This window comes from Haloplanus sp. C73, from assembly GCF_051195115.1.
Lineage (GTDB): Archaea > Halobacteriota > Halobacteria > Halobacteriales > Haloferacaceae > Haloplanus.
Genome location: NZ_JBNTJZ010000002.1, coordinates 159,863 through 183,785, shown reverse-complemented (window position 1 = coordinate 183,785; position 23,923 = coordinate 159,863). Strand labels below are relative to the sequence as shown.

28 protein-coding genes and 1 tRNA gene are annotated in these 23,923 nt (G+C 67.3%); 10 read left to right on the top strand and 19 right to left on the bottom strand.

Annotated features, from left to right (window positions below; translation table 11 throughout):
- The first annotated feature begins 98 nt into the window (after positions 1-98).
- Both ACQUSQ_RS05310 and ACQUSQ_RS05305 read left to right on the top strand, forming a co-directional pair.
- The gene (locus tag ACQUSQ_RS05310) at positions 99-1,010 is read left to right on the top strand and encodes a DUF7139 domain-containing protein (protein ID WP_435067486.1); all 912 of its coding nucleotides are present in this window, start codon (positions 99-101) and stop codon (positions 1,008-1,010) included.
- A gap of 117 nt (positions 1,011-1,127) precedes the next feature.
- Positions 1,128-2,162, top strand: a complete 1,035-nt coding sequence (locus ACQUSQ_RS05305) for a hypothetical protein (RefSeq protein WP_435067485.1) — start codon at positions 1,128-1,130, stop codon at positions 2,160-2,162.
- Positions 2,163-2,167: 5 nt separating this feature from the next.
- Here ACQUSQ_RS05305 and ACQUSQ_RS05300 read toward each other — a convergent pair whose 3' ends face one another.
- Positions 2,168-2,596, bottom strand: a complete 429-nt coding sequence (locus tag ACQUSQ_RS05300; protein ID WP_435067484.1) for a hypothetical protein — start codon at positions 2,594-2,596, stop codon at positions 2,168-2,170.
- 136 nt (positions 2,597-2,732) lie between these two features.
- On the opposite strand from ACQUSQ_RS05300, the gene ACQUSQ_RS05295 reads away from it, so the two are divergent.
- The gene (locus tag ACQUSQ_RS05295) at positions 2,733-3,641 is read left to right on the top strand and encodes a hypothetical protein (RefSeq protein ID WP_435067483.1); all 909 of its coding nucleotides are present in this window, start codon (positions 2,733-2,735) and stop codon (positions 3,639-3,641) included.
- Here the strand turns inward: ACQUSQ_RS05295 and fer are convergent.
- On the bottom strand, positions 3,638-4,261 hold the full coding sequence (gene fer, locus ACQUSQ_RS05290) for a ferredoxin Fer (RefSeq protein ID WP_435067482.1): 624 nt from the start codon (positions 4,259-4,261) through the stop codon (positions 3,638-3,640). The genes ACQUSQ_RS05295 and fer overlap by 4 nt on opposite strands.
- 99 nt (positions 4,262-4,360) lie before the next feature.
- On the opposite strand from fer, the gene ACQUSQ_RS05285 reads away from it, so the two are divergent.
- Together ACQUSQ_RS05285 and ACQUSQ_RS05280 are read left to right on the top strand one after the other, a co-directional pair.
- Positions 4,361-5,242 (top strand): GAF domain-containing protein, encoded by an 882-nt coding sequence (locus ACQUSQ_RS05285; RefSeq protein ID WP_435067481.1) that lies wholly within the window; start codon positions 4,361-4,363, stop codon positions 5,240-5,242.
- Positions 5,235-5,882 (top strand): DUF7504 family protein, encoded by a 648-nt coding sequence (locus ACQUSQ_RS05280; RefSeq protein ID WP_435067480.1) that lies wholly within the window; start codon positions 5,235-5,237, stop codon positions 5,880-5,882. The genes ACQUSQ_RS05285 and ACQUSQ_RS05280 overlap by 8 nt, the downstream gene beginning before the upstream one ends.
- A gap of 323 nt (positions 5,883-6,205) precedes the next feature.
- On the opposite strand, the gene ACQUSQ_RS05275 is transcribed toward ACQUSQ_RS05280, so the two are convergent.
- The 4 genes from ACQUSQ_RS05275 to ACQUSQ_RS05260 form a co-directional block, all read right to left on the bottom strand.
- Positions 6,206-6,278 (bottom strand) — tRNA-Pro (locus tag ACQUSQ_RS05275).
- 55 nt (positions 6,279-6,333) lie between these two features.
- Positions 6,334-6,924, bottom strand: a complete 591-nt coding sequence (gene trmY / locus ACQUSQ_RS05270) for a tRNA (pseudouridine(54)-N(1))-methyltransferase TrmY (RefSeq protein WP_435067479.1) — start codon at positions 6,922-6,924, stop codon at positions 6,334-6,336.
- Positions 6,925-6,958: 34 nt separating this feature from the next.
- A complete protein-coding gene (locus tag ACQUSQ_RS05265) occupies positions 6,959-7,720 on the bottom strand; it encodes an ABC transporter permease (RefSeq protein ID WP_435067478.1) in 762 nt (253 codons plus the stop codon).
- Complete coding sequence (locus tag ACQUSQ_RS05260; RefSeq protein WP_435067477.1) at positions 7,717-8,664, bottom strand: ATP-binding cassette domain-containing protein; 948 nt, start codon at positions 8,662-8,664, stop codon at positions 7,717-7,719. Before ACQUSQ_RS05260 ends, ACQUSQ_RS05265 begins: the two co-directional genes overlap by 4 nt.
- 222 nt (positions 8,665-8,886) lie before the next feature.
- Here ACQUSQ_RS05260 and ACQUSQ_RS05255 point away from each other — a divergent pair, with 222 nt between their 5' ends.
- Together ACQUSQ_RS05255 and aceA are read left to right on the top strand one after the other, a co-directional pair.
- On the top strand, positions 8,887-9,108 hold the full coding sequence (locus tag ACQUSQ_RS05255; RefSeq protein WP_435067476.1) for a hypothetical protein: 222 nt from the start codon (positions 8,887-8,889) through the stop codon (positions 9,106-9,108).
- Entirely contained in the window at positions 9,105-10,157 is a 1,053-nt protein-coding gene (gene aceA / locus ACQUSQ_RS05250; protein WP_435067475.1) for an isocitrate lyase, read from the top strand. Before ACQUSQ_RS05255 ends, aceA begins: the two co-directional genes overlap by 4 nt.
- Positions 10,158-10,160: 3 nt before the next feature.
- On the opposite strand, the gene ACQUSQ_RS05245 is transcribed toward aceA, so the two are convergent.
- The 9 genes from ACQUSQ_RS05245 to ACQUSQ_RS05205 all read right to left on the bottom strand — a co-directional run bounded on the left by ACQUSQ_RS05245 (position 10,161) and on the right by ACQUSQ_RS05205 (position 16,642).
- Positions 10,161-10,763, bottom strand: coding sequence for an alpha/beta hydrolase (locus ACQUSQ_RS05245; RefSeq protein WP_435067724.1), 603 nt, complete (start codon positions 10,761-10,763; stop codon positions 10,161-10,163).
- Between the two features lie 423 nt (positions 10,764-11,186).
- On the bottom strand, positions 11,187-11,552 hold the full coding sequence (locus tag ACQUSQ_RS05240; RefSeq protein ID WP_435067474.1) for a hypothetical protein: 366 nt from the start codon (positions 11,550-11,552) through the stop codon (positions 11,187-11,189).
- Between the two features lie 2 nt (positions 11,553-11,554).
- Positions 11,555-11,827 carry a hypothetical protein gene (locus ACQUSQ_RS05235; RefSeq protein ID WP_435067473.1) on the bottom strand — a complete coding sequence of 91 codons (273 nt, stop codon included), beginning with the start codon at positions 11,825-11,827 and terminating at the stop codon, positions 11,555-11,557.
- A complete protein-coding gene (locus tag ACQUSQ_RS05230; protein ID WP_435067472.1) occupies positions 11,824-12,108 on the bottom strand; it encodes a ubiquitin-like small modifier protein 1 in 285 nt (94 codons plus the stop codon). The genes ACQUSQ_RS05235 and ACQUSQ_RS05230 overlap by 4 nt, the downstream gene beginning before the upstream one ends.
- Before the next feature lie 54 nt (positions 12,109-12,162).
- Positions 12,163-12,546: a hypothetical protein gene (locus ACQUSQ_RS05225; protein ID WP_435067471.1), complete on the bottom strand. Its 384-nt coding sequence runs from the start codon at positions 12,544-12,546 to the stop codon at positions 12,163-12,165.
- A gap of 53 nt (positions 12,547-12,599) precedes the next feature.
- Positions 12,600-12,779, bottom strand: coding sequence for a hypothetical protein (locus tag ACQUSQ_RS05220; protein WP_435067470.1), 180 nt, complete (start codon positions 12,777-12,779; stop codon positions 12,600-12,602).
- Entirely contained in the window at positions 12,776-14,596 is a 1,821-nt protein-coding gene (locus ACQUSQ_RS05215) for an aldehyde ferredoxin oxidoreductase family protein (protein WP_435067469.1), read from the bottom strand. Before ACQUSQ_RS05215 ends, ACQUSQ_RS05220 begins: the two co-directional genes overlap by 4 nt.
- Before the next feature lie 25 nt (positions 14,597-14,621).
- The gene (gene arcS / locus ACQUSQ_RS05210) at positions 14,622-16,373 is read right to left on the bottom strand and encodes an archaeosine synthase subunit alpha (protein WP_435067468.1); all 1,752 of its coding nucleotides are present in this window, start codon (positions 16,371-16,373) and stop codon (positions 14,622-14,624) included.
- 44 nt (positions 16,374-16,417) lie between these two features.
- Complete coding sequence (locus ACQUSQ_RS05205; RefSeq protein WP_435067467.1) at positions 16,418-16,642, bottom strand: hypothetical protein; 225 nt, start codon at positions 16,640-16,642, stop codon at positions 16,418-16,420.
- A 150-nt stretch (positions 16,643-16,792) separates the two neighbouring features.
- Here ACQUSQ_RS05205 and ACQUSQ_RS05200 point away from each other — a divergent pair, with 150 nt between their 5' ends.
- Together ACQUSQ_RS05200 and ACQUSQ_RS05195 are read left to right on the top strand one after the other, a co-directional pair.
- Entirely contained in the window at positions 16,793-16,939 is a 147-nt protein-coding gene (locus ACQUSQ_RS05200; RefSeq protein WP_435067466.1) for a hypothetical protein, read from the top strand.
- A 43-nt stretch (positions 16,940-16,982) separates the two neighbouring features.
- Complete coding sequence (locus ACQUSQ_RS05195; protein ID WP_435067465.1) at positions 16,983-17,447, top strand: pyridoxamine 5'-phosphate oxidase family protein; 465 nt, start codon at positions 16,983-16,985, stop codon at positions 17,445-17,447.
- A gap of 60 nt (positions 17,448-17,507) precedes the next feature.
- On the opposite strand, the gene ACQUSQ_RS05190 is transcribed toward ACQUSQ_RS05195, so the two are convergent.
- The 4 genes from ACQUSQ_RS05190 to ACQUSQ_RS05175 form a co-directional block, all read right to left on the bottom strand.
- Complete coding sequence (locus ACQUSQ_RS05190) at positions 17,508-17,702, bottom strand: cold-shock protein (RefSeq protein WP_435067464.1); 195 nt, start codon at positions 17,700-17,702, stop codon at positions 17,508-17,510.
- A gap of 65 nt (positions 17,703-17,767) precedes the next feature.
- Positions 17,768-19,258 carry a tRNA guanosine(15) transglycosylase TgtA gene (gene tgtA, locus ACQUSQ_RS05185; protein WP_435067463.1) on the bottom strand — a complete coding sequence of 497 codons (1,491 nt, stop codon included), beginning with the start codon at positions 19,256-19,258 and terminating at the stop codon, positions 17,768-17,770.
- 42 nt (positions 19,259-19,300) lie between these two features.
- Complete coding sequence (locus tag ACQUSQ_RS05180) at positions 19,301-20,104, bottom strand: CPBP family intramembrane glutamic endopeptidase (protein ID WP_435067462.1); 804 nt, start codon at positions 20,102-20,104, stop codon at positions 19,301-19,303.
- 52 nt (positions 20,105-20,156) lie between these two features.
- Complete coding sequence (locus ACQUSQ_RS05175) at positions 20,157-22,007, bottom strand: formate/nitrite transporter family protein (protein WP_435067461.1); 1,851 nt, start codon at positions 22,005-22,007, stop codon at positions 20,157-20,159.
- Between the two features lie 102 nt (positions 22,008-22,109).
- Here ACQUSQ_RS05175 and pepF point away from each other — a divergent pair, with 102 nt between their 5' ends.
- Positions 22,110-23,900 carry an oligoendopeptidase F gene (gene pepF / locus ACQUSQ_RS05170; protein ID WP_435067460.1) on the top strand — a complete coding sequence of 597 codons (1,791 nt, stop codon included), beginning with the start codon at positions 22,110-22,112 and terminating at the stop codon, positions 23,898-23,900.
- Positions 23,901-23,923 lie beyond the last annotated feature (23 nt).

The following is a 23,923-nucleotide window of genomic DNA, read 5'->3' as shown; positions in this document are numbered from 1 at the left end:
CGTGGACCGGTTTCGAGCATAAGCCTTCGGATACGGCGTCAGACCCGCGTCAGACGGGGCGCCAACAGTCATGTGGGATGAGCCTGTACGTCCACGCAATGACGGACGCCACCCCTGACAACGTCCTCTTCGAGTGGTACGAACGGTACATCGGCGACCCCGAGACGGAGACGGATGTCTATCTCGGATTCGCGCTCTTTTTCGGCGGCATCGCGCTCGGCGCGGTGGGTATCGCCGTGTTCCTGCTGTCGGCGGCGGTGAGCGGGAGCGGCGCGCCCGCGTGGGGGATTCGCGAGGTGGCGATGGTCTCGGCGAGCGTCGGCTTCCCCGTCCTGTTGCTCGGGATGGTCGTTCTCCTCCCCGGCGACGAGCGGATGACGTACGTCTCGGTGGGTGGACTGGCAATCTGTCTCGTCGCCGTTGCCCTGTTCGTCGCCACCTACCCCATGAGCTGGAACGTGGCACGGGGGCCGGACTACAGCGCACAGGGCGTCGCCATCTACGCGGTGGGACTCGTGGCCGTCGTCGCGTCGACGGGCGCCGCGCTGGTCGGCCATCAGGTCGAACGCGCCGCGCCGGGCGAGCGAGCGGCACAGGTGCAGGCGGAGACGAGCGAGACGAGCGAACCGTCGACGACGAGCGTCTCCGACGAACAGGTGCGCCGCGACATCGACGAGGCGATGGAGGACGCCGACCTGTCGTGGGGCGGCGTCAACCGGAAGAACACGAAGCGGCTCGAACTCAACACCGATACGGACGTGGAGGTCGACCGCGACGCGTTCGAGAACGCGGAGGCGACGACGGTCCGCTCGTCGGGCAACGATGTCGACGACGCCCTCTCGAACCTGCGAAAACTGCAGGGGCGCGAGCAGGACACGGACTCCTCGTCGGGCGTCGATGACCAGACGGCGGCGCTGACGGAACTCCGTCAGCAACAGCAAGCGGAGGACGTGGCGACCGAGGACGACGAGTCGTTCGTCGACCGCGCGAAGGGCCTGTTCTCGCGGTGATTGCGCCCCCGCGGCGCCCCAATCGGTCGATTTCGCCCGTCTGACGCCCGTCAGACCTAGGTAAGCGGTCGGACACTTTGGCGAACGTTTATGATGGCCACGGAGTATCACACGCGTATGGCAAAAGGCCTAGACGTCGGCACCATGAACCTCATCTCGGCACAGCAGGAGGGCGCAGAGACGGTTTTCGTCCAACAGCGCAACTCCTTCGTCGAAATCGAGTACTCCGACATGGCAGAGCAGATGCTCTCGCGGAGCGACGTCCTCCACATCCGGAAAGACGACAAGGTGTACGTCGTCGGCGACGACGCCCTGAACTTCGCGAACATCTTCAACGAGGAGACGCGCCGCCCGATGCAACACGGCATCCTCTCCTCCGAAGAATCCTCCGCGATTCCGATGATTAAGCTCATCACGGAGCAGGTGGTTGGCCAGCCGAACCATCCCGGTGAGCGCCTCTACTTCTCCAGTCCCGCCGACCCCATCGACTCCGACCTCTCGACGCTCTATCACGAGAAGACGCTGGAGTCGATGCTCGGCGACATGGGCTACGAGACAGAGCCCATCAACGAGGGGATGGCGGTTATCTACTCCGAACTCGCCAACCACAACTTCACGGGACTGGGCGTCTCCTTCGGCGCGGGCATGACCAACGTCTGCCTGTCGTACTACGCCGTCCCGGTCATGAAGTTCTCCATCGCCCGCGGTGGCGACTGGATAGACGAACAGGCCGCGCAGGCGACGGGGACGCCCGTCGACAAGGTCACCTCCATCAAGGAGGACGACTTCGAACTCGACTTCCGCACCGACGTGGGCGGTGTCGAGGGCGCGCTGGCAATCTACTACGAGAACCTCCTCGACTACGTCATCGAGAACATCGCGCGCGAAGTCGACGAGGAGGACGTCGAGGAAGACTTGGACGTGCCCGTCGTCGTCACCGGCGGCACCTCGAGTCCCCGCGGCTTCGAGAAACTGTTCGAGGACCACCTCCGCGACGCCTCGATTCCGTTCTCCATCAGCGAGGTCAAGAGCGTCGACGAACCGCTCTACAGCGTCGCTCGCGGTGCGCTGGTGGCCGCCCGCTCCGACGAAGAACAGGAGGAACAGGAGGACGACAGCCGGCAGGCCCAAGAGCAGAGCGCAGAGGACTAACGGGGCTACTGGCCGACGTCCGCTTCCGCCTCGGCGTCGCTAGCTTTGTCTGCGGTATCGCTTTCGTCATCTGCCGTCTCCTCGGAGGCGTCGCGTTCATCTTCTGTCTCCGCAGCGTCGCTCTCGTCTTCGTCCGTCTCCTCGGAGCTATCCCCGTCCTGCCGAGCGTAGAATCGGCGGAGGGCGTCGTCCCACGACTCGGTGGGTTCGGCGGCAGGGCGCGAGAGCGGCGGGTGGAGGTCGACGCTCGGTGCGCCGTCGCGCCCGTGAGCGCGGTAGAACCGGCGGAGGGCGTCGTCCCACGACTCGACCGACCGGGGGTCGCCGCGATGCTCGGCCGCGATGCCGACGTAGCCGCAGTCCTCGCAGACGGACGCCTCGCTGTCACTCAGGGCGTAAGTGTCGAGCGTGCCGCCACACTGCGGACAGTCCATACCCCCGGATGGCCGCGCCGCCTATTCAGCCTTCCCCCACCGATTCCGGGGGAGAGACGCTCACTCGTCGGCGTCGCCGAACGCGACGCCGCTCCGGGGTGTAGGTTTATGTGTCTGTTCGAACGAGAAACATATCGTGACACCAAGTTCGAAATCGGTCGCGGTCGCCGCTGTTGCCATCCTCCTCCTCGGGGCGAGTTCGCTCCCCGCCGCCGCGGTGAGCGAGCCCCGAGACCGGCCCGACGACACGGGCGCCCCCGTTACAGTGTACGCCAGCGAATCGCTGAACGTCTCGATGGTTTCGCTCTCCGGTGGCGGGACAATCGGGACCAACTCGACGACGTTCAGCGCTGTCGGCAGTGACCGGACGGTTACCATCGACGACCCGACGAACGCCGACTTCGACGGCTGGAACGCCGGCGCCTACTACGCCGTCAACGACAGCGACGTTCGAGCGGACATTCGGGTCGCGCGCCCCGAGGTTTCGACGGTCACGCTCCGTGACGAGCGCTCGGGAGACGTCACCGGCAAGTCAGTCGACGCGGAGTATCTGAATCAGTTGACGGTGTTGGCCCGGTACAACTTCGCGAACGCGGACCGACTCGATATTACCGTCGTGGGACCGTCGGGCGACGAAGTGGCCTCCGGCCGCATCGTCGAGAGCGGCGGTCGCATCACGCTCGACCTCGAAACGCCCGAACCGGGCGTCTACCGGGTGACGGCGACAGGGAGCAGTATCGACGCGGGCACGCGGACGGAGACGGTCCGCGTCCGGGGCGCGACGGCGACACCGACGCCGACCGCCGAGCCGACGGCCACGCCGACCACGACGGCGGAGCCGTCCGCCACGCCGACGCCGACCGCCGAGCCGACACCGACCACCGCGACGATAGCCCCCTCCGCCACGCCGACGGCGACAGCGACGCCAGCCACCGAATCGACGGTCGGCGTGGGACCCGGCTTCGGGGTCGTGCCAGCGCTACTCGCTCTCGTGGTCGGAGGACTACTCGGCCTCGCCGTCGCGCTGTTCGTCCGGCGGCGCTAGTCCACGCGCGTCCGCTCGAACCGATAGGGCGGGAGCCGAAGGTCGTCGAGTTCGGGCATGTGTTTGACGTTGTAGACGACCCGTAGTTCGGCGGTCGCCGGCGCGCCGATACAGGAGAGGCGGATGCCCCGCTCGGTCAACTCCGCCGGGAGGACGTGGTCGATGGGCTCCGTCATCTCGCCGTCGACGACGGCGACGGCGCAGTTCGCACACGCACCGCCGCGACAGGCGTAGGGCCACGCGAACCCGCGGTTCTCCGCGGCTTCGAGGAGCGTCTCGCCGGGTTCGACCAGAAACTCGCCGTAGTCGGTCGGGTCGAGGTCGGCCGCGGACGCGCGGTCGAAGAGGGCGCCGTCGTCGAGCGCCCACCCCCGGTCGGCGACGACTTCGTAGTTCAGATATTCGACGCGGGACGTGGCGGCGGTGGCGTCGTCGGTGTCCGTCACGCCGTCGGCGCGCATCGACTGAATCGCCTCGTAGGCACGCTTGACTCGCTGGAACGCGCGCGCCGACCCGCCCTGATCGGGATGTGTCTCCAGTACCCGACGGCGGTACGCCGCATCGACCGTCGCGTCGTCCGCATCCCGCTCGATTCCCAGCACGTCGAAGGGAGCGTCCACGGGCGTCAGTGGGGCGTGACGCGCATAAAGACTGCCGGAGGTGTCAGCGTGGGATGGAGGAGTTATTTATCGGGGCCGGTCGACTGTCGGACCGACTGGATGATACTGTGTACCGACCCGGATGAGCAGGCTCGGGCGGCGACAGTCGACGCGTTCGCCGACGCGGGCTTCGAGGCTCACGGCGTCGGGTCGGTGGCGGACGCCCGACAGACCCTCCGCGAGTCGCCACCGGTCGACGCGCTCGTCACGGAGTACGAACTGCCCGACGGGACTGGACTCGAACTCATGGAGGACGCCCGCGGCCTGTCGCCGGACACCGCATGTGTCCTCTTTACCGCGACGGCCCTCGACGACATGGACACGGACGCGTTCGGCGGCGTCGTCGCCGAGTACGTCTCGAAAGACGACCCGGACGCACGGGCGGAGGTGGTCGCGCGCGTCGAGCAGAGCGTCGCGTTCCAGACGCAGACGGCGTACCCGCTCCCGGAGAACGAGTCGGCCCGCGTGGCCGCGCTCGAACGCTACGCCGCGGACCCCGCTGAACTCGGCGAATCGATAGACCGACTCGCCGAGGTGGCGACGGCCCTGTTCGGCGTCGATTCGGCGGCGGTCGGGCTGATAGACGCCCACGAACAGCGGTTTCTCGCCTGTCACGGCGTCTCCTTCGACCCCATCGACCGCGAGGACACGGTGTGTACCTACGCGATTCTCGAGGACGACGTGACCGTCTACGAAGACACGCGAGACGACCCGCGATTCAGCGAGAACGAGGGGTTGGCGGCCGCGAACATCAGGTTCTACGCGAGCGCGACGCTTACCACCCCGGCCGGCCACCGAATCGGGACGTTCTGCGTGTACGACGACGAGCCTCGGGACTTTTCCGAGGCGGACCGACACCACCTCCAACTGCTCGCCGACGAGGCGATGGAGCAACTGGAGTTGCGCCGGCGACTGCGAGAGGCAGGTGAGAGCGATGAGTGACGCCTACAGTTTCCGGTCGCTCCCGCTCGCCGATATCCGACCGGGGACGACGGTGCTCGTCTCCGGCCCGATTCACGGCGGCGCGCGCGAACTCGGGTTGCGGATGCTCGCCGGCGATTCCGACGAAGGCGCCATCATCGTCTCGACGAACGAGCGGTCGAGTCGCATCGTCGAGGAGTGCAAGCGCGTCGGCCTCGACGTCCGCTCGGACAGCACGGCGATTCTGGACTGCGTCGGCGACGAGAACCAGAACGTCCCCGCTCGCGTCCTCCCGCTCTCGGGGCCGTCGGACCTCACGGGCATCGGGATGCGGTTTTCCGACGTCTACCGCGACTTCCAGCGCGCCGGCATCGACCGGGTTCGGACGGGGCTCTACACCACGTCGACGCTGCTCACGTTCAACGACCTCCAGACCGTCTCGCGGTTCGTCCACACGCTCGTCGGCCGCATCGACAGCGTGGACGGCCTCGGCGTCCTGCTCATCGACCCCTCGAATCACGACGAGCGAGCGGTGGGCACGCTGGCGCAGTTCTGTAACGGCCGTATCGACGTCCGCGACGAGGGAGAAAGTCCCGAACTGCGCGCCCGTGGACTGGCCGACCAACCGCGGGACTGGACGGCGTTCGACCCGCGGGAGTGAGGGTGCTGTCGCTCGCCGAGTTGAATCGAGAGACGTGGGCCGGCGCGAATATCGAACACGGGAAGACTCGCTTCGCTCGTCTTCCCTGCTCGAATTCGCTTGGCGTACATTTCACCCCACTACAGACTCCTCGCTATCGCTCGTCGTTGTGAAGTGGGGTGAAAATGGGCCGGCGCGAATTCGAATACGGACGAGACGTTCCGGGTCGCTCCCTTCGGTCGCTTCCCGGGCTGCGACTCGTCGTTTCCCGCTCGCTTCGCTCGCGGGAACGCGGTTACGGCCACCCGAAGGCCATCGCTCCTGAATGTGAAATGCGGGAAAAGTGGGCCGGCGCGAATTCGAATCGCGGTTACGGCCACCCGAAGGCCGAAGGATACCAAGCTACCCCACCGGCCCGCGGTCGAACGAAGGCCAGCGCCGAGTTTAACAGTTGTGATTCGGCGGGCGCGAGTCAGTAGTCGGCGAAGCCGTCGGTGTCCAGATAGTTGTGCGCGACGGTGATGGCGTGGTCGGCGTGGAGCGCCTTCGGCCCCAGTCGAACGCGCCGGTCGGCCCGGTCGGCGAGCAGGGTGGCCTCGCTGTCGGTGAAGTCGTGATGGTCGGAGAGGACGAACACCGGGTCGGTCGGGGGGGCGACGTCGACGACGGGGGTGCCGTCCTCGTGGAGTTGGACGAGCGTTCCGTCGAGGGCGTCGAGGGTCGCCTCGAACCCGCGGCGCCGGAGGGAGACGCCGGGACTCGATTCGACCGGCTGGTGACCGATAGCGTCCTCGCGACGGTCGAGGGCGTTGCGAATCAGGGCGGCCGTGCTCCGCTCGTCGGGGTTGAGTCGGCGGAGGTCCGCCCCGACGAACGTGACGGTGAAGGTGTCGTCGAGGACGAGGTGGACGCGGACGGCCTCGCGGAGCGCGTGTGAGAGGAAGAACGCGGAGTTGACACAGCGACAGAGGACATCGAGGCGTCCGGCGGCGCCCGCGAGGTCGTCGAGCGAGAAGTCGGGCGTCGTGGGGGCGTCGTGGCCGATGACGACGAACTGGCGCATGGAGGGAATGGGTGGCCGGCGGCCTTGGCTCTGGCTATTCCGTCAGGCCGTAGCCGCGCTTGAACAGCAGGTAGTCCACGAACAGGACGGCCGCCGTCGTCGCCGAGAGGACGGCGAGCGAGAGGTTCGGGTTGATTTCGGTGACACCTATCATGCCGTAGCGAACGCCGTTGACCATGTAGACCATCGGGTTCAGGAGGGAGACGTCCCGCCACAGCGGCGGCAACACGTCGAGCGAGTAGAAGACGGCGCCGAAAAACACCAGCGGACGGAGGATGAACTGGTTCATGACGGTGAGGTAGTCGAAGTCGTCGGCCCACAGGCCGCCGATGATGCCGAGGCCGCCGAACAGCAGCGTGATGACGAGGAGGAAGCCGACGAGATAGAGCGGATGGGAGATGGGGACGGCGGTGAAGATGAGGCCGACGCCGACGATGAGTGCGGCCGTGAGGACGCCGCGGGTCGCACTCGCGATGACGTAGGCCGAGACCATGTTGAAATTCGAGAGCGGCGTGACGACGACGGCGTCGATGTAGTTGTTCCACCGGCCGTGGAAAATCGAGAACGAGGCGTTCTCGAAGGCGTCGGAGATAGCGCCGAGGACGACCAGTCCCGGCAGGACGAACTGGATGTAGCTCACGCCCGCGATGGAGCCGATGCGGCTGCCGAGAATCACGCCGAAGACGGAGAAATACAGCGTATTGGTGATAATCGGCGGCAGGAAGGTGTTGTAGGGGCGCCTGACGAAGCGGAGAATCTCCCGGCGCACCAGCGTCTTCAGGCCGACGGCGCTCATGCTTCCTCCCCCGTGACGGACGAGTCCTGACGCGTCATCTCGACGAACACCTCTTCGAGCGAGGTGCGCGAGACGTCGAGGTCGACGATTTCGTAGCCGGCCGAGTCGAGTTCGCGGACGAGGTCGGGCGCGACGAGTCCGCCCCGCGACGCAGAGACGACGAGGCGGCCGTCCTCCACGCCGACGGATTCGACCTGCCCGTCGAGCGTGGCGATGTCGGGAGCGGACTGAATCGGGTCGCGGAAGGAGACGGTGATGCGGTCGGTGCCGCTGTCCATGAGTTCGTCGGGCGTACTCACCGTCACGACCTGTCCGCTGTCGAGAATCGCCACCTCGTCACAGAGGCGTTCGGCCTCCTCGATGTAGTGGGTGGTGAGGAGGATGGTCGTCCCTTGGTCGTTGAGGTCGGTGATGAGGTCCCAGAGGTCGTGCCGGAGTTGGACGTCGACGCCGGCGGTCGGTTCGTCGAGGATGAGGAGGTCGGGGTCGGTGACGAGGGCGCGGGCGATGAGAAAACGGCGCTTCATGCCGCCCGAGAGCCAGTCGAAGCGAGTGTCGCGTTTCTCGTAGATGCCGACCTGTTTCAGCACTTCGTCGGCGCGCTCTCGTGCCTCGCTCGCGGGGATGCCGTGATAGCCCGCTTTGTGTTCCAGCACCTCCCGAATCGGGAAGAAGCGGTCGACGTTGAACTCCTGTGGCGCGAGGCCGACGTGGTCCCGCGCCTCGCGGTACTCGTCCGTGACGTCGTGACCGAAGATGCGTGCCTCGCCGCCGCTCTTGCGAACGAGGCCGACGAGGATGTTGATAAAGGTCGTCTTGCCCGCGCCGTTGGGGCCGAGGAGCCCGAAGAAACTCCCCTCGGGCACCGTCAGCGACACGCCGTCGAGCGCGGTCACGTCGCCGTATTCCTTCCTGAGGTCGTCGGTCTCTATCGCAGCAACCATCTACGCGCAGTCGGCGCTGGACGGAATTAAGCCCCGTGGAGTTGCCCTTCGCGAGCGTGAGGTTGTGTCGCACCGTGTCATTAAATGACATTAACAAATATTATCATGAAAAATCATTATGTTTATTTGCTCTCGTGCTGTTCGGCCAGACGCAATGCGCGTACGCACCCCCACAGCAGCGAGCCGAACCGCCAGCCAACCACCACGCGACACCACCCTACGATGGAACCCACCCAACCCGACGACGAACTAGCACAGCAAGCCCCACTCGTTCCGGACCTCGGCCGCGACGGCACGCGGACCGACGGCGGGCGCTCGGACGAGCGACGCCCGACGGCTCGAACGCCCGTTCGGGACCGCACGGTTCAGCGGGCGTACGACGACGAACAGGCTCAAGAAGCGCCGCTAGTTCCTGACCTCGGTCGCCCGGAGGAGTATCGATGAATCCCGACGAACTCGACACCGACACGGTCACGCGCGACATCGACAACCCAGCGGCGGTCCAGTTCCGGGAGCAACTGGCCGACCAGCAGTTCGTCTTCGCCCCCGGGCTCTATCACGCCCTCGACGCGCGACTGGCGGAGATGACGGGCCACGACGCCGTCTACATGAGCGGCTACTCGACGGTCCTCGGCCAGTTCGGCTTCCCCGACTTGGAGATGGTGACGATGACCGAGATGGTCGAGAACGCAAAGCGCATCGCGGAGGCGACGACCCTGCCCGTCATCGCCGACTGCGATACGGGCTACGGCGGCATCCACAACGTCCGCCGCGCGGTCCGCGAGTACGAGAAAGCGGGGGTCGCGGCGGTCCACATCGAGGACCAGACCACGCCCAAGCGCTGTGGCCACATCGCGGGCAAGCAAATCGTCTCCCGCGAGGACGCGGTCGCCCGGTTCAGCGCCGCCGTCGACGCCAAGCAGTGCGAGGACACCGTCATCATCGCCCGCACCGACGCCTACGGCTCAGCCAACGGCGACTGGGAGGAACACCTCGAACGCGGACGGCTCTACGCCGACGCGGGGGTCGACCTCGTCTGGCCGGAGATGCCCGACCCCTCGCGCGAGGACGCCGTCGAGTACGCCGAAACCATCCACGAAACCCACCCGGACCTCGACCTCGCGTTCAACTACTCGTCGTCGTTCGCGTGGTCCGAGGAAGACAACCCGCTGACGTTTTCGGAACTCGGCGACCTCGGCTACAAGTACATCTTCATCACCCTCTTCGGCCTCCACTCGGGCGCACACGCCGTCTACGAGGACTTCAAGGCGCTCGCCGAGACGGACGAACGCGCCCAGTTCGACCTCGAAGACCGCTATCTCGGCCACCCGACCGAGAGCCACCACGAACTCTCCTTCGTCAGCAAGTACCAAGACGTCGAGGCGGAGTTCGACCCCGAAGCGCGCCGCCGGATGGAGGATTCGGCTGGCTTCAGCGAGGAGACGAGCGACCCCATCACCTCGGAGGAAGAGACGCCGCCCGCGAACGACTGACCGTCAGAGGTCCGCGACCAGCGTCGAGAGGGCGTCGAGTTCGTCTTCGGTGACGGAGTGGCCGACGCCCTCGTAGATGCGTGCCGTCACGTCGGCACCGAGACGCTCGTAGACGTCGACGGAGGCGTGGACCCGTTCCTCGGGAACGTGCGGGTCGTCGTCGCTACACCCGAAGAACGCGGGGGTCCTCGACAGGTCGCCGTCGTAGGCCTCGGCATCGACGACGTCGCCGAGGAGGCCGCCGCTCAGCGCGACGACGCCGCCGTATCGGGTCGGATTGCGGGCGGCGAACTCGCTGGCGAGACACGCGCCCTGCGAGAATCCGAGGAGAAGCGTCCGGTCGGTCGGAATCCCGACGTCCTGCGCTCGCGAGAGCGTCCCCTCGACCGTCGCGAGCGACGCGGACAACTGCGGTTCGTTCGACTCGGCCGGTGCGAGCGCCGACTGGGGGTACCACGACCCGTCCGGCGCCTGTGGCGCGAGGAAGGTGAGGCCCGGCCGGTGGAGTTCACTCGCCATGCCGAGGATGGTCTCTGCCGTCGCGTCCCGGCCGTGCAGGAGAAGGACCGCGGCCTCCGCCGATTCGGGGTCGGTACCGGCCGTCATGACGGGCGCCTCGCTCACGGCGACATCCCCGTCCGTCGTCGAGTGGTCACGGTGGAGAATGCGCCCCGACAGGTTTCAATTGTCGGTCGCTCACCGATACTGTTCAGGTAAGCCGATGAATCTGGAACCACCTCGAAAGCCCCCAGCGTCTCGGCTCCCGGGACTCGCTGCGCTCCTCACTACGTTGCGGTGCTTGCGTCGTCCGGGTACGCCGAGACGCTGGCCCCTTTCAGTCCCGCCCCGTGGCGGCCGTCCGGCCAGCCGACGCGGGCGGGACTGAAAGGGGCGACTCGCTGGGGGAAGGCGGCCGATGTAAGGACCGCAGGCCGGAGGCCGAGGACCGCAGCGAGGCCTCCGACCCCAGCGAGTCGGGGCTTTCGAGGTGTCCATAGTCTCCTCACTCTACTCTGAACACTATCGCGCTCACCGACCCACGACGACCGCCTCGCGGATTTCGAGCGCCGTCTCGAACTCCTCGTCCCGCCCGGTGTCGGAGCCGATGCGGCGGAGCTGTTCGGCGTGTGTGCGTTCGAGCGCCTTCCGCTCGCGCTCGCCGACGTCGAGGCGGTCGGCGATGGCCTCCCAGTGACCGGTCGGGACGAGAAACACCTCGCGCTCGTCGCCCTCGAAGACGCGCTCGAAGTCGCGGCGGTAGGCGTCGAGGCGGTCACCGACGTCGGCCTGCACCCGCGAGAGAAGGTCAGACAGTTTGCTGGGGGCGACACTCGCCTTCGCGGACGCGAGCATGAACACCTGCCCGTCGATGGGCGATTCCGGCGCGCCCGACACGCTTACCCTCCGGCACGCAGCGCCTTCTGTGCGAACTCCTCGATGAGCGGGTCCAGAACGTCGGGGTCGCCCTCGAAGACGAGGTCGACCTGCGTGAGCGTCAGCGACGGTCCGACGCCGACCGTCTGTGCCGAGAGGTCGGCCGCCCAGTCGTCGGCCTCGACCCGGTCGTCGTCGACCGGCGTGGCACCGAGCGTTTCGAGATACTTGATTGCGAGTCGTTTCGAGATGCCCCGGAAGGAGCGCTCTCGGCGAACCCAGCTCTCGTCAGTCATGCACCACCAGCCACCGGCGGGAACACCGAGAGCGTGTCGTCGTCTTCCATCACCGTCGCTGTACCTTCCATGTGAAGCACCTCACGCCCGTTTTTCAGGATGTTGAGATTCGGCTGCAGGTCGCCGTCCTCGGTCAGGATTTGGCCTTCGAGGCCCTCATACTCGGATTCGAGCGTCGAGAGGACGTCCCCGACAGTCGCGCCGTCCTCGAACTCGTGTTCGAGGGTCTTCTGGCCGACTGCCTCGCGGAACGTCGCGAAAAATCGCAGGTTCAGATGCATACCTACTTGTGAGGGTGCCGAGGGTGAAAAGTGGCGCGGCACCGGGTGGTGGCCTCAGCGGTCGCGGAGGCGGATGCCGTCCTCGACGGTCCGGTAGTTGCGCTCTTGGTCGAGACGCTCGGCGACCCAGCCGACGTCCTGAATCTGCATGATGAGGTCTGCCTGCAGGTTGCGCCACGCGATGGCGTAGATGGGCGACTGCCCCCACGCGCGGAGTTCGGGGACGAACTCGTCGTACTGTTCGAGCTGGTCTTCGAGGCGTTCGAGCGCACTGACGACGGCCTGTGCGGCGTCGCGCTGGTCGTCGGCCGCCGATACGCTCTCGTTGAGCCGTGCCTCCAGCCCCGCGACGGCCCGCTGCATGTCCTGCCGAGCGTCGTCGTCGTCGGGGAGCGATTCGAGAATCTGTTTCGGAACGCCGAGGTCGAACTCGTCCATACCAGCGGGTGGCTCGCGAGCGACAAAAGGCTCCCGCACTCGGCCGAATCGCCTCACTCCAGAAAGTCACGCAACGCCGCGGAACAGGACCGACAGAGCAACACGCGCAGGTCGCCGTCGGCGTCGAGCAAGTCGAGCGCGCCGTAGACGTGTCCGGGCTCGATGGTCTCGCCACACCGGTAACAGTCGTGTGGTCGGGCCGGATTCGAGCCGGTGGTAGTGTCGTCGGTCACGAGCCGTGTGGGTGACCGCGAGGGTCGGCGTCGTCCGCGACGGCCGGCGTCACGCCAAGCGGCGTCTCGCTGTCGACGACGGCGCCCAGACCTAACCGCTCGACGGTGTCCGCGGTCGGGAGGCCGTCCGGCGACCATCCGCGTGCCTCGTAGTAGGCATCGAGCATGGCCTCGAACGCCTCGCGGTCGACGGTTCGGCCCGCCGCCGGGCCGTCGGGCATCGGTTCCTCGAACAGTTCGGGGAGCGTGTCGTCGTCGCGGTCGAACCCCTCGCGGACGTTGAACAGGCGAACGAGCGTCCAGACGCGTTCGCCGAGCGTCGCCAGCGAGTCCCGGTCGTGGTCGATGCCGACGGCGCGGAGCCACTCGGCGCCGAGGTCCTGCCACATGGTCTCGCCGGCGAAGTCGTCGACGACGAGGCTCCAGAGCGTCGAGCGGACGTTCTGGGCGCCGATGACGGTGGTGACCCGGTCGGCGGTCGACCACTCGTCGCGGGCGAAGGCCTCGCGCTCGACGGGTCGCGCGCGCCGGTGACATCCGCCGCGGTCGCTCGTGGCGTAGGCGAGTGCCATCCCCGCCGCGCCGCGAGGGTCGTACGCCGGCAGTTCCATCGACTTCACCGTCGGGACCGTGTTCGCGCCGGACCGCTCGCGCGCGGCCTCGACGCCGTCGGCGAGCGTGTCACCGAGGTCGGTCGAGCGCGACGCAATCTCGGTCAGGAGTCGCTCCGCCCCGTCCGCGTCGCCGAACGCGAGGTCGGTGTCGAGGGCGTCCACGTCCGTCGCGCGCATCGCCCACGCGACGGCGTTGCCCGCGCTAATCACGTCCATCCCCAGTCGGTCACAGGTGGCGCCGAGACGCGCCACGTCGTCGAAGTCGTCGATACCGAGCCCCGCCCCGAGCGACATGAGGGTGCCGCCGCGGGGGACGGCCTCGCCCTCGTCGGTGTCGACGCGGAATCCGCCGGGGACGGCCTCGCCCTCGTTCTCGCGGCCCGTCGACGCCTCGCGCACCGCCTCGATGCCGATACCGGCGGCGTCGTCGAAGGTGCCGCCCTGCCAGCCGCGGGTCGAGAGGACACCTACCTCGTTGGCGAAGTCGACGCTCTCGACCGTTTCACCCGCCGCCTGCCAGCGACCCGTGTCGTCGTCGCGGTAGGCGTCGGCGTAGCGCGCGTGGAGGTCCGCGAGTTCGCCCGTCGGTTTGGGCGGCGTGCCGTGGACGGCGACGGCCTTCAGTCCCTTCGCGCCCATGACGGCGCCGGCGCCGCCGCGGCCCGCGTGGTGGTCGCCCCCGTCGGAGGCGATGGTCGCGTACGCGACTTCGCGCTCGCCCGCCGGTCCGATGCAGGCAACGGAGCCGTCGAGTGCGTCGTCGACGGCGGCGGTGTCGGCACCCCACAGGTCGCCGGCAGGCGAGAGCGCCGCGTCGCCGTCGCGGACTGTGAGCACGACCGGTTCGTCGGCTTCCCCTTCGACGAGAAGGCCCATCGCGTCGGGGAGGGCGCCGGCGAGGGCGTCGGCGAACGACCCGCCGCTGTAGGAGTCGAGGAAGGCACCGGTGAGCGGCGATTTGGTGACGGCGGCGTAGCGTGACTCGCCGGGCAGGTAGCCCGAGAGCGGGCCGAGAAAGAGCGCGAGGCGGTTGTCCGGCCCGAGGGGGTCGGTCCCCGCGTCGAGTTCGTCGTAGAGATAGCGAGCGCCGAGTCCCTTGCCCCCGAGGAACTCGCGGCGCCAGTCCGCAGGAATCGGTTCACGGGAGACGCGACCCGCCGAGAGGTCGACCCGGAGTACGTCGCGCCGCAGGGGCGATGACATCGACACACGTAGTCGGGATGTCGTGTTAAGCGTTGTCCTCCACGTGTCGCACCTGCACGGCGACGCCGCGAGTGCTGTCGCGCATCTCCGGGCCGCTCATCTGGGCACGGCCGACGCCGAAGGCAATCGGCCCCTCGACGACCACCTCGTCGCCGACGCGGATATCTTCGCTCGCGTCGACGACGCCGGGCGCGAGAACGCTCCCGTGAGGGACGAACGAATCGATTTCGACCCGTTTGGTCGGCGCGTCGCTCTCGGCCCAGTGGCGGGCGCCCGCGAGCGTAAAGGAGAGCACCCCGTACTGGGGCACCTGTGCCGCGAGTTGAGTGCCCTCGTCGTCTCGCACCTGCAGTTTGGGGTGGCGACTCGTCGTCTGCAGGTCGGGAAAGAGCGCGTCGCCTGCGTCCGCGCCGAACTGGTAGTCCGCGATGGCACGAACCGTGTTGTGTTGGCGCTCGCGCTTCGAGTATTTGAGTTCGCCAGCGAGCGCCTCAGAGAGGTTCGACAGCGACTCGGAGGTGGTGGGGTGGTCCTCGACGGTGAACTCGAAGGGGACGTCCACCTCGCTTGCCACCCGTTCACAGATGTCGCGGTAGCCCTCACCGGGGACGTGGGCGACGACCCGCGGGTAGTCGTTGCGTTCGAGATAGCGCCGAAGAACGGCGGCGACGAAGTCCTTCTCGCCCTCAGTCCAGTCGCCGGTGACGACGGCGTCGTAGTGCTGGGCGGGGTACGTACACTCGAGTTCCTGCGGTACGACCCCGATGGGCGAGGTCATGGAGGCGAGGTGGCCGCGGTAGTTGATGGCGCGGTGGAACTGGGCGTGGCTCTGGGAGTCGCTGTAGGGCTTGCGCGCCGAACACGGCACGAGGACGAGGGGGCCGTCGAACCGACTGCGATAGCGAGAGGTGACGCGGTCGGCGAAGCGCTGAATCTCGACTCGGTTGAGGGTGTCCTCGCTCGCGGCGCTAATCTCTGCGTCCCGAATCACGGGCGTCCGGCGTTCGAGATAGCGATACTCTTGGTCGAACTCGCGGAACGTGGCGGTCAGCCAGTTCTCGTGGCGGGCCTGTCCCTCCAGATAGTCGCGGAGCCGCCCCCGTCGAATCCGGGTTCGGACCGTCGCGAGCGCGGATTCGAGCGCCGCGACGTTGTGCTCGACACAGTCCTCGCGCGTGAACTCGGCACGCGGCGGGTCGGAGGGGAAGGCGCCCGGCAGTTCGGCGAGTTCGTCGAGGTGGTACTCGCCGTCGGTGGTGAGATACCGGCCCTGTCGACCCTTCACGCGGGCGAGTTTGGTGTCGACGAGGTCGACGCCCGCGGCGACGAGCGTCGCGACGTTCGCGGGCGTGGCGACGCCCGAGAGATAGAGCGCGGTGTCGGCCGGAATCGCCTCGCGGACGGCGATTAGTTCGTCACGGAAGGACTCGCCGTGGCCGACGACGCCCGACGCCGTCGAGAGGACGTAGGCGTCACAGCCGAAATCGCCCGCCGTCTGCCCGGTGACGACGCCCGCGGACGGGAACTCGACGTCGGGGAAGTCGACGGCGAAGGACTCCTGCACGGTCGGGTCGGTGCCCGACGGGAACGAGCGATGGGGGAGGACCGTCAACTCGGCGTCGCTCCCCGACGGCATATCGCGGTCGGCGGCCCACAGACTCCCGCCGTCGACGACGAAATCGTCGGCGAGGGCGGGGGTCGTCACGGACTCGCGCAGACGGAGTTCGCCAATCCGGGCGGGGCCGTCGCGAGCGTGAACCTCGAAATACTCGGTCATGCGTGGTCGTAGAGAGGCGCGCGGAACTACGTTTCGTTCCGTGACTACGGGCCGACCTCGTCGCGAACGACGTAGTAGAGAATCCAGACGACGACGCTGCCGAAGAAGGCGCCGACGGCCCACGCGAGGGCGTGCCCACTCCCCCGGTCCGCCGCGTCGCGATAAATCAGGACCGAGATGGCGAGGGGAACGATGAACCAGAGGCCGAAGACGAGAAAGAGGATTAGCAACTCGGGACCGCCGGGAACGCCGAACTGGAGGGGGACCATCGTATCGGCGGCTTCTCGGCGACCCATCAAAAACGTTCGGTGGGTGACACCGGTCCAGTTTCACTTTCACTCCGGTCGGCAATCGTATATGTGTCTCCGGGTGGTAGGCGTAGGCGGAGCGCTCGTCGCTCCCACACGCTCAGTTCCCCCATGCCGCACTCACCGACGCTCGGCGACTGTCCGCACTGCGACGCCCGAATCGGTCGCACGCGACTGCTGATTCGATACGACACCACCGACGGGCCGGCGGCGTACGCGGAGTGCCCCGACTGCCGGGACGTCGTGCATCCCGCGTAACGCCGGGCCGCGGCTTTTAGCCGGTCGCATTCCAACGCCGACCATGTCCGAGGTCACGTACACCGGCGAGTGGGACCGCGCGGAAGTGGCGGCGTATCTCGCCGACGCGACGATTCCCCTCCGACTCGCCTGCCGGACGCCCGCCGGCGGCCTCTGGATGCTCTCGCTCTGGTACCGGTTCGACGCCGACGCGGAGCGACTGGTCTGTGCCACGTCCGCGGACGCAGACGTCGTGGAGTATCTCCGCGAGAACGACGGCGTCGCGTTCGAGGTGTCGACCAACGACCCACCCTACTGTGGCGTTCGCGGCGCCGGACGGGCGACGGTCAGCCCCGACGAGGAGAAGGCGACGCTCCGGCGCTTGCTGGAGCGATATCTCGGCGGCACGGAGTCGGCACTCGCCGAGCGACTGCTCGACCCCGACCGGGACGAAGTCGTCATCGAACTCGACCCGCGTCGGTGCTACTCGTGGGACTTCACGGAGCGGATGCGTGACGCGAGCGAGTAGGCGTCGCTCGGGGATGCAAAAATACAGCGTCGTCGCCGCGAAGCGGCGAGCGAGCGCGAATTAGTTACGAACGAGGTTCGTCGCGCGGGGACCCTTGGGGGAGTCCTCGATTTCGAAGTCCACGTCCTGTCCCTCTTCGAGGTCCGGGCCGCCGACATCCTCCATGTGGAAGAACACGTCGTCGTCCGCGTCGTCAGTCTCGATGAAACCGTAGCCGCCTGTGTCGTTGAAGAAATCAACAGTACCGTTTGCCATTACAACCAATCATACAGCCGAGAGAGGGATAACCGTTCCGAGAGTCGTGGTACCACGACCGTCGGTCAGTCGTCGCGGTCCGGGCGGGCGCCGAGTCGCTCGACGGTCACGTCACTGGGGAGGAGCGCGAGCGCCGAGGCGGGCCAGTCGTCGTGGGCGACGGTCACGTCTGTGTCGGGGTTGGCGGCGACGAGTTCGACGACGCCACGCGCTGCGGCCTCACAGGCCGCGTCGTCGGTCCGGTCGGGGAGTTCGGCGGTGAAGGGGTAGGTCTCCGAGAGCGCCCGCGGGACGGGGCCGAAGGGGGGGAGGAGGCGCCACGCGGCGTCGAAGCGGTCGCCGGAGGGGGCGTTGCCCTCGGTCACGAGGAGGCGGTCGGGAGCGTCGAGACGGCCGATTCGGTCGTGGTGTCGGACCACCTCGGGTCGGCGCGCGCTCTCCGCCGAGCAGTAGAAAAACGACCCCTTCGAGGCGGGGTCGTGGCGCTCGATTTGTCGGGCGTGGTCGAGGAGCGCGCGGTAGCCGTCGAGCATCGACGGGTGGCCGCGGGCGCGCGTCTCCACGAGTTCGAGGAGGCTCCCGTCCCGGATGGCCTGTTTGATGCGGCGCAACTCGCCGTAGGAGACGTGGAGGTTGTGTTCGGCGAGGAGGCGTTCGCGCTCGGCGTCGTCCTCGGCGCGGAGTTCGGCCGGCGAGCGACTGGTACAGACCGGACACTCACAGGGGAAGTGTTCGATGTCGTCGAGGTGGTTCGTGCCGCGGACGGTGAGATAGCGGTCGTCGCGGGCGTAGATGGCGTAGGCGGCGGAGTCGAAGAGGTCACATCCCATGGCGACGGCGAGGGCGAACATCATGGGGTGGCCGGCGCCAAAGAGGTGGACGGGCGCGTCGGCGCCGAGGCCACGTTTCGCCGCCGCGACGACGTCGACGACATCGGCGTAACGATAGTCGTTCATCAGGGGGACGACGGCGCCGACGGGGAACACGTCCAAGTCCGTCGCGTCGGCGTGGCGGGCGGCCGCCTCGCGCAGGTCGAGGTGGGTCGAGCCTTGGACCGGCGCGTTGACCAACATCTCGCCGGTGTCGACGCCGGCGGCGTCGGCGAGCGCTCGCTCCGTGGTTTCAAGTTCCGACTCGGCCTGCTCGCGGGAGACGTCGGGCGGCGTCGGCACGTCGACGGGCGTCGCCACGTCCGAGCCGATGGCGTGTTGGAACTCCAGAATCTCGCGGGTCGTCACGTCGATGTCGCCGTACTCAGCGAGTTGGAACGAGCCAGAGTCGGTGACGATGGCGCCCGAGAAATCGAGCATATCGTGCAGGCCCTCGTCGAGCGCTCGCTCGCGAAGGTCGTCGGTACTGCGGATGATGTAGGCGTTGGTGATGAGAATCTCGGCGCCGAACTCGGTTTCGAGGCGGGCGGGCGCCACCGTCTGGATGTTGGGGTTGATGACGGGGAGTAGCGCCGGCGTCTCGACGGTCCGACCGGCGCGGGGCACGGTCAGCGCCCCGATACGGCCGAGGGCGTCACCGTGGCGCACTTCGAAGTGCTCGCGCATACACCGGCTTTCGGGGGCGCCGCGGTAAGGGTTCCGTTCCGCTCAGAGCAGCGCCGCAATCGCCTGTGTCGTCTCGCCCTCGGGGACGGCTCCCGATTCGGAGAGGCGGATGGCGGCGTACGCGAGCGCAAAGAGCGTCGCGTTGTAGGCGCCGTGAACCAGCGCGGGAACGACGAGGTTGTCCGAGAGTTCGTAGACGGCGCCGAAGACGAGGGCAGGGAAGAACAGAATCGTAATCGTGACGAGACGGCCCCCCGCCCCGCCGGTGAGGGCGACGTAGTGGATGGCGGCGAAGAGGGCGCTCGCGAGGACGACACCCGGAACGCGGTCGAACGTCTCGCGCAGTCGGCCCTGAACGATGCCGCGGAAGAGCAGTTCTTCGCCGGGGCCGATGAGGAGAAACGATGCGGGGACGAGCCAGAGGAGGACCGACGGGTCGGAGCTCGCGAACTCCGCCACCTGATTCTCGCCCGCCGGCGCACCGGTGATGCTGATGACGATAGCGCCGGAGATGGCGGCGACCAGCGCCGCCGCGTAGCCGCCGACGACGAACAGGAGGTCACGGAGGGAGGGGAGACGGAGGCCGACGCTCGTGATGGGGCGGTCGCGCAGGCGGAGATACACGAGGGCGACGCCGCCGAAGGCGACCCCCTGAATCGACACGAGTGAGACGACGAGGAGGACGAACGGCGAGGGGTCGAGGCCGGCGCCGACCAGCAGCAGGGAGAGTCCGAAGGCGAGGACGAACCCGGCACCGAGACCGAGTGCGGCGACGACGAGCGCAACGAGAAGCGCTCGGAGGCGCGCGGCCGAGCCGTCGTCGAGAGAACGCGGGGACTGAACCATACCAGCCCGTGGGACAGGAGCGACGAAAAGCTTCCCGTCGGTTACCGACGAGTCATTCGTCGTCCGCCTCGGCGCCGACCGCCGATTCGACGCGGTCGCGGAACGCCCGCGAGGGATGGCGCTCGCGGGCCGGCGAGCCGAACAGTCGTTCGCGGAGCGACCGCTCGGAGGGGCGCTCGGCCAGAAGCACCGAGCAGTCCACGTCGTTGACCACGTCCAGATGCAGGGAGTTGTGCGCCAGCCGCGAGAGCAGTCCCTGTTCGGTCGCACCCATCATGAGCATCGTACAGTCGGTGGCCTCACGGGCGATAGCCGGTTCGACGGCGCCGGAGTCGACGGTGATAGTCACGTCGGTCAGGTCGTGGGAGTCGGCCCAGTCGCGGAGGAACGCCTCGCCCGCCCGCTCGTCGGCCGCGTCGTCGACCACGTGAAGCAGTTCGACCTCGGCGTTCGCCACCTCCTGAAGCGTCCGGGCCACCGTCGCGTTCAGGTCCGAATCGGGGCCGCCGGCGGTCGGCAGGAGGATGCGCGAGGGGTCGAGTTCGCGGTCGTTGACGACGAGGAAGTCACAGGGGAGTCGGTTGGTAAGCTCCGCCAGCGGACGCTCCGCGCGGGCGGAACTCCACAGGCCCTCACGGTCCCAGTCCATCAGCACCAAGTCGGGACTGGTCCGACGGGCGAGCGTGAAAATCTCCTCGAAGGACCGGGGTGTGACGACCGTCGAGGTTTCGAGGGTCACGTCGTAGTTGCTACCGATACTGCGGGCGTCGTCGAGGAGGCGCTCGGACTCCTGCCGTATCTGGTTGCGCTGGGTGCGTTCGGAGTCCGGCGACCACCGCCGCGGCGCCTGCACGACGTGGACGACGTGGACTTTCCCCTTCTTGCGGCTACTGGCCAACTGACACGCCAGCCGAATCACGCTGGCCTCGGTCCGCGGATTGGCGATGGGGACCAAGATGCGGTAGGTCTCGGGGTCACGAACTATCTCCTCGACGGTGTCGATGACCGGCACGTACGACCGGCCGGCCAGCGACCCCACCAGCCACTCACGGAGCGAGAGTCGGCGGACGTTCTGGAAGCGAGATATCTCCAGCCGCCGGTCGGAGGCTTGGTAGTAGTTGACGACCGTCACGAGGACGATACCGCCGAGGGTGTTCCCCAGTAGCACGGGGAGGACGAACCCGACCAGCGCGGGTACCGGGTTCATGCCGGTGACCAGCGCCAGATAGACCACCTCGGTGAAGGAGACGACGACGTGAAACAGGTTGCCCATGGGGATAGCCAGAAAGGCGAGATAGATGACGACGAGCCGCGAGATGGTGTCTTTGGCGGCGAAGTTTATCCAGACGACGCCGGCGACGATGAGGCCGGCGAAGGCGGCTTTGACGAACAGGTCGGTCGCGGGGGTGGCGATGCCTTTCTCCGCGAAGCCGAGCGCGACCGTCGCGGTCGTCTCGTCGAACACGCCGCCGTAGGCCAAGGCAAAGGCGCCGAGGCCGCCGCCGAGGAAGTTGCCCGCGAGCACGATGGTCCAGTGGCGAAACAGGGTCGGTATCGAGGCCAGTCGCTCCAAGGTCAGCGCCACCGGCGGCAGGGTGTTCTCCGTGTACAGTTGGTAGCCGCCGATGATGATGTAGACGAATCCCAGCGGATACAGGAGGACGCCGGCGAGTTTGGTCTCGGTCGACGCCGTCACCGAGGCATAGAGCAGAAAGGTGACGGTAATCGCGAATCCGGCCGCCAGCGCGCTGAAAAACAGCTCTCGCGTCCCGGACGTTATCTCGTGGTCGGCGTCGGCGACCACCCGCTGATACACCTCGTCGGTAGAGAGTTGGTCGGCGAGCACGTCGTCCCCGTGCTCGTCGTCGTGGTCGCCGTCCACCGTAGAGCCAGAATCGACCATCCGTACCTACGGCCTTCCGGGGGAGCGGTAAGTAGCTTTGTGGTCGCGGGAGGGACAGTTCCGATACTAACCCTTACGGCACCCCCTGCCCAACGTCCGTCGATGAGTTCGGTTCCCGAACGGAGCGACATCGACGCCGAGGACAAGTGGGATTTGGAGAGCATCTTCGAAAGCGACGAGGACTGGGAAGCCGCCTTCGAAGACGTCCGCGACCGGGTGGACGAACTCGACGCCTACGAGGGGCGAGTGACCGAGAGCCCGGAGACGCTACTCGAACTCCTCGAACTGCGCGAAGAGCTGTTGCGCGACGTGTCGGTCGTCTCGACGTACGCCAGCCTTCGGAGTAGCGAAGACACCCGGAATCAGGAGTATCAGGCCATGTCGGCGCGGGCGGAGTCGCTCGCGGCGGACGCTCGAAGCGCCGCGAGCTACATCGAACCCGAACTGCAGGAACTCGACGAATCCGAACTCGAAGCCTTCGTCGACGCCGAACCCGCACTCGCCGAGTACGACCACTACTTCGACGACGTGCTCCGGCAGAAACCCCACACGCGCTCGAAGGAAATCGAGGAACTGCTCGCGGACCTCTCGGACGTGACCGACGCCGCGAGCGACGTGTACAGCATGCTCTCGAACGCGGACATGGAGTTCCCGACAGTCGAAGACCCCGACGGCGACGAGGTCGAAATCTCGCTCGGCAACTTCACGAAACTCCAGAAGCATCCGAACCGCGAGTTCCGGCGCGAGGTCCACGAGGCCTTCTACGACCGCTGGTCGGACGTCCGCAACAGCGTGGGGACGTCGCTGAAAAAGAGTGTCACCGCCGACGTGAAACTCGCGCAGGCACGAAACTATGACACGGCCCGCGAGGCGGCGCTCGACGGCCCGAACGTCCCGGTCGCGGTGTACGACACCCTGCTGGAGACGGTGCGGGACAACCTCGACTACCTCCATCGGCACGCGTCGCTGAAAGCCGATGCACTCGGCGTCGACGACCTGCAGATGTGGGACCTCTACGCGTCGATGGCCGAGGGCGAACCCCCGGAGATTCCCTACGACGAGGCGGTCGACCACGTCGTCGAGGCGGTGGCGCCGCTCGGCGACGCGTACCAGTCCCGGATGGCCGAGGGGCTGGACTCGCGGTGGGTCGACGTCTACGAGAATCGGGGCAAGCGGTCGGGGGCCTTCTCGGCGGGCACCTACGACACCCAGCCGTTCATCCTGATGAACTATCAGGATGACGTGGCCTCGATGTTCACGCTGGCCCACGAGTTGGGCCACTCGATGCACTCGGAGTTGACCAACGAGGCCCAGCCGTGGCAGTACAGCAGTTACGACATCTTCGTCGCGGAGGTTGCGAGTACGGTCAACGAGACGCTGCTGACCAACCACCTGCTGGAGACAGTCGAAGATGAACGGCTCCGCCGGCACGTCCTCGACGAGTATCTGGAGCGCTTCCGGTCGACGCTGTTCCGGCAGACCATGTTCGCCGACTTCGAACTCCAGATTCACGACATCGTCGAGGACGGCGGCGCACTCACGCCCGACCGCTTCGACGACATCTACGGGGAGTTGAAGGAGACGTACTACGAGCCGGCAGTTGTCGACGACCGAATCGCCCGCGAGTGGATGCGGATTCCCCACTTCTACATGGGCTACTACGTCTACCAGTACAGCACGGGTATCAGCGCGGCGACGGCCATCGTCGACCGGGTTCTCGACGAGGGCGAGGACGCCGCGGCGGACTACCGCGACGCGCTGGAGATGGGCGGCTCCGCGTATCCGGTCGACGTGTTGCAGACGGCGGGCGTCGACATGACGACGGCGGCGCCGATAGAGGACGCGCTCGACGTCTACGGCACCTATCTCGACGAGATGGCGACGCTGCTCTGAGCGGGCGGCGCCCCGATGCCCGA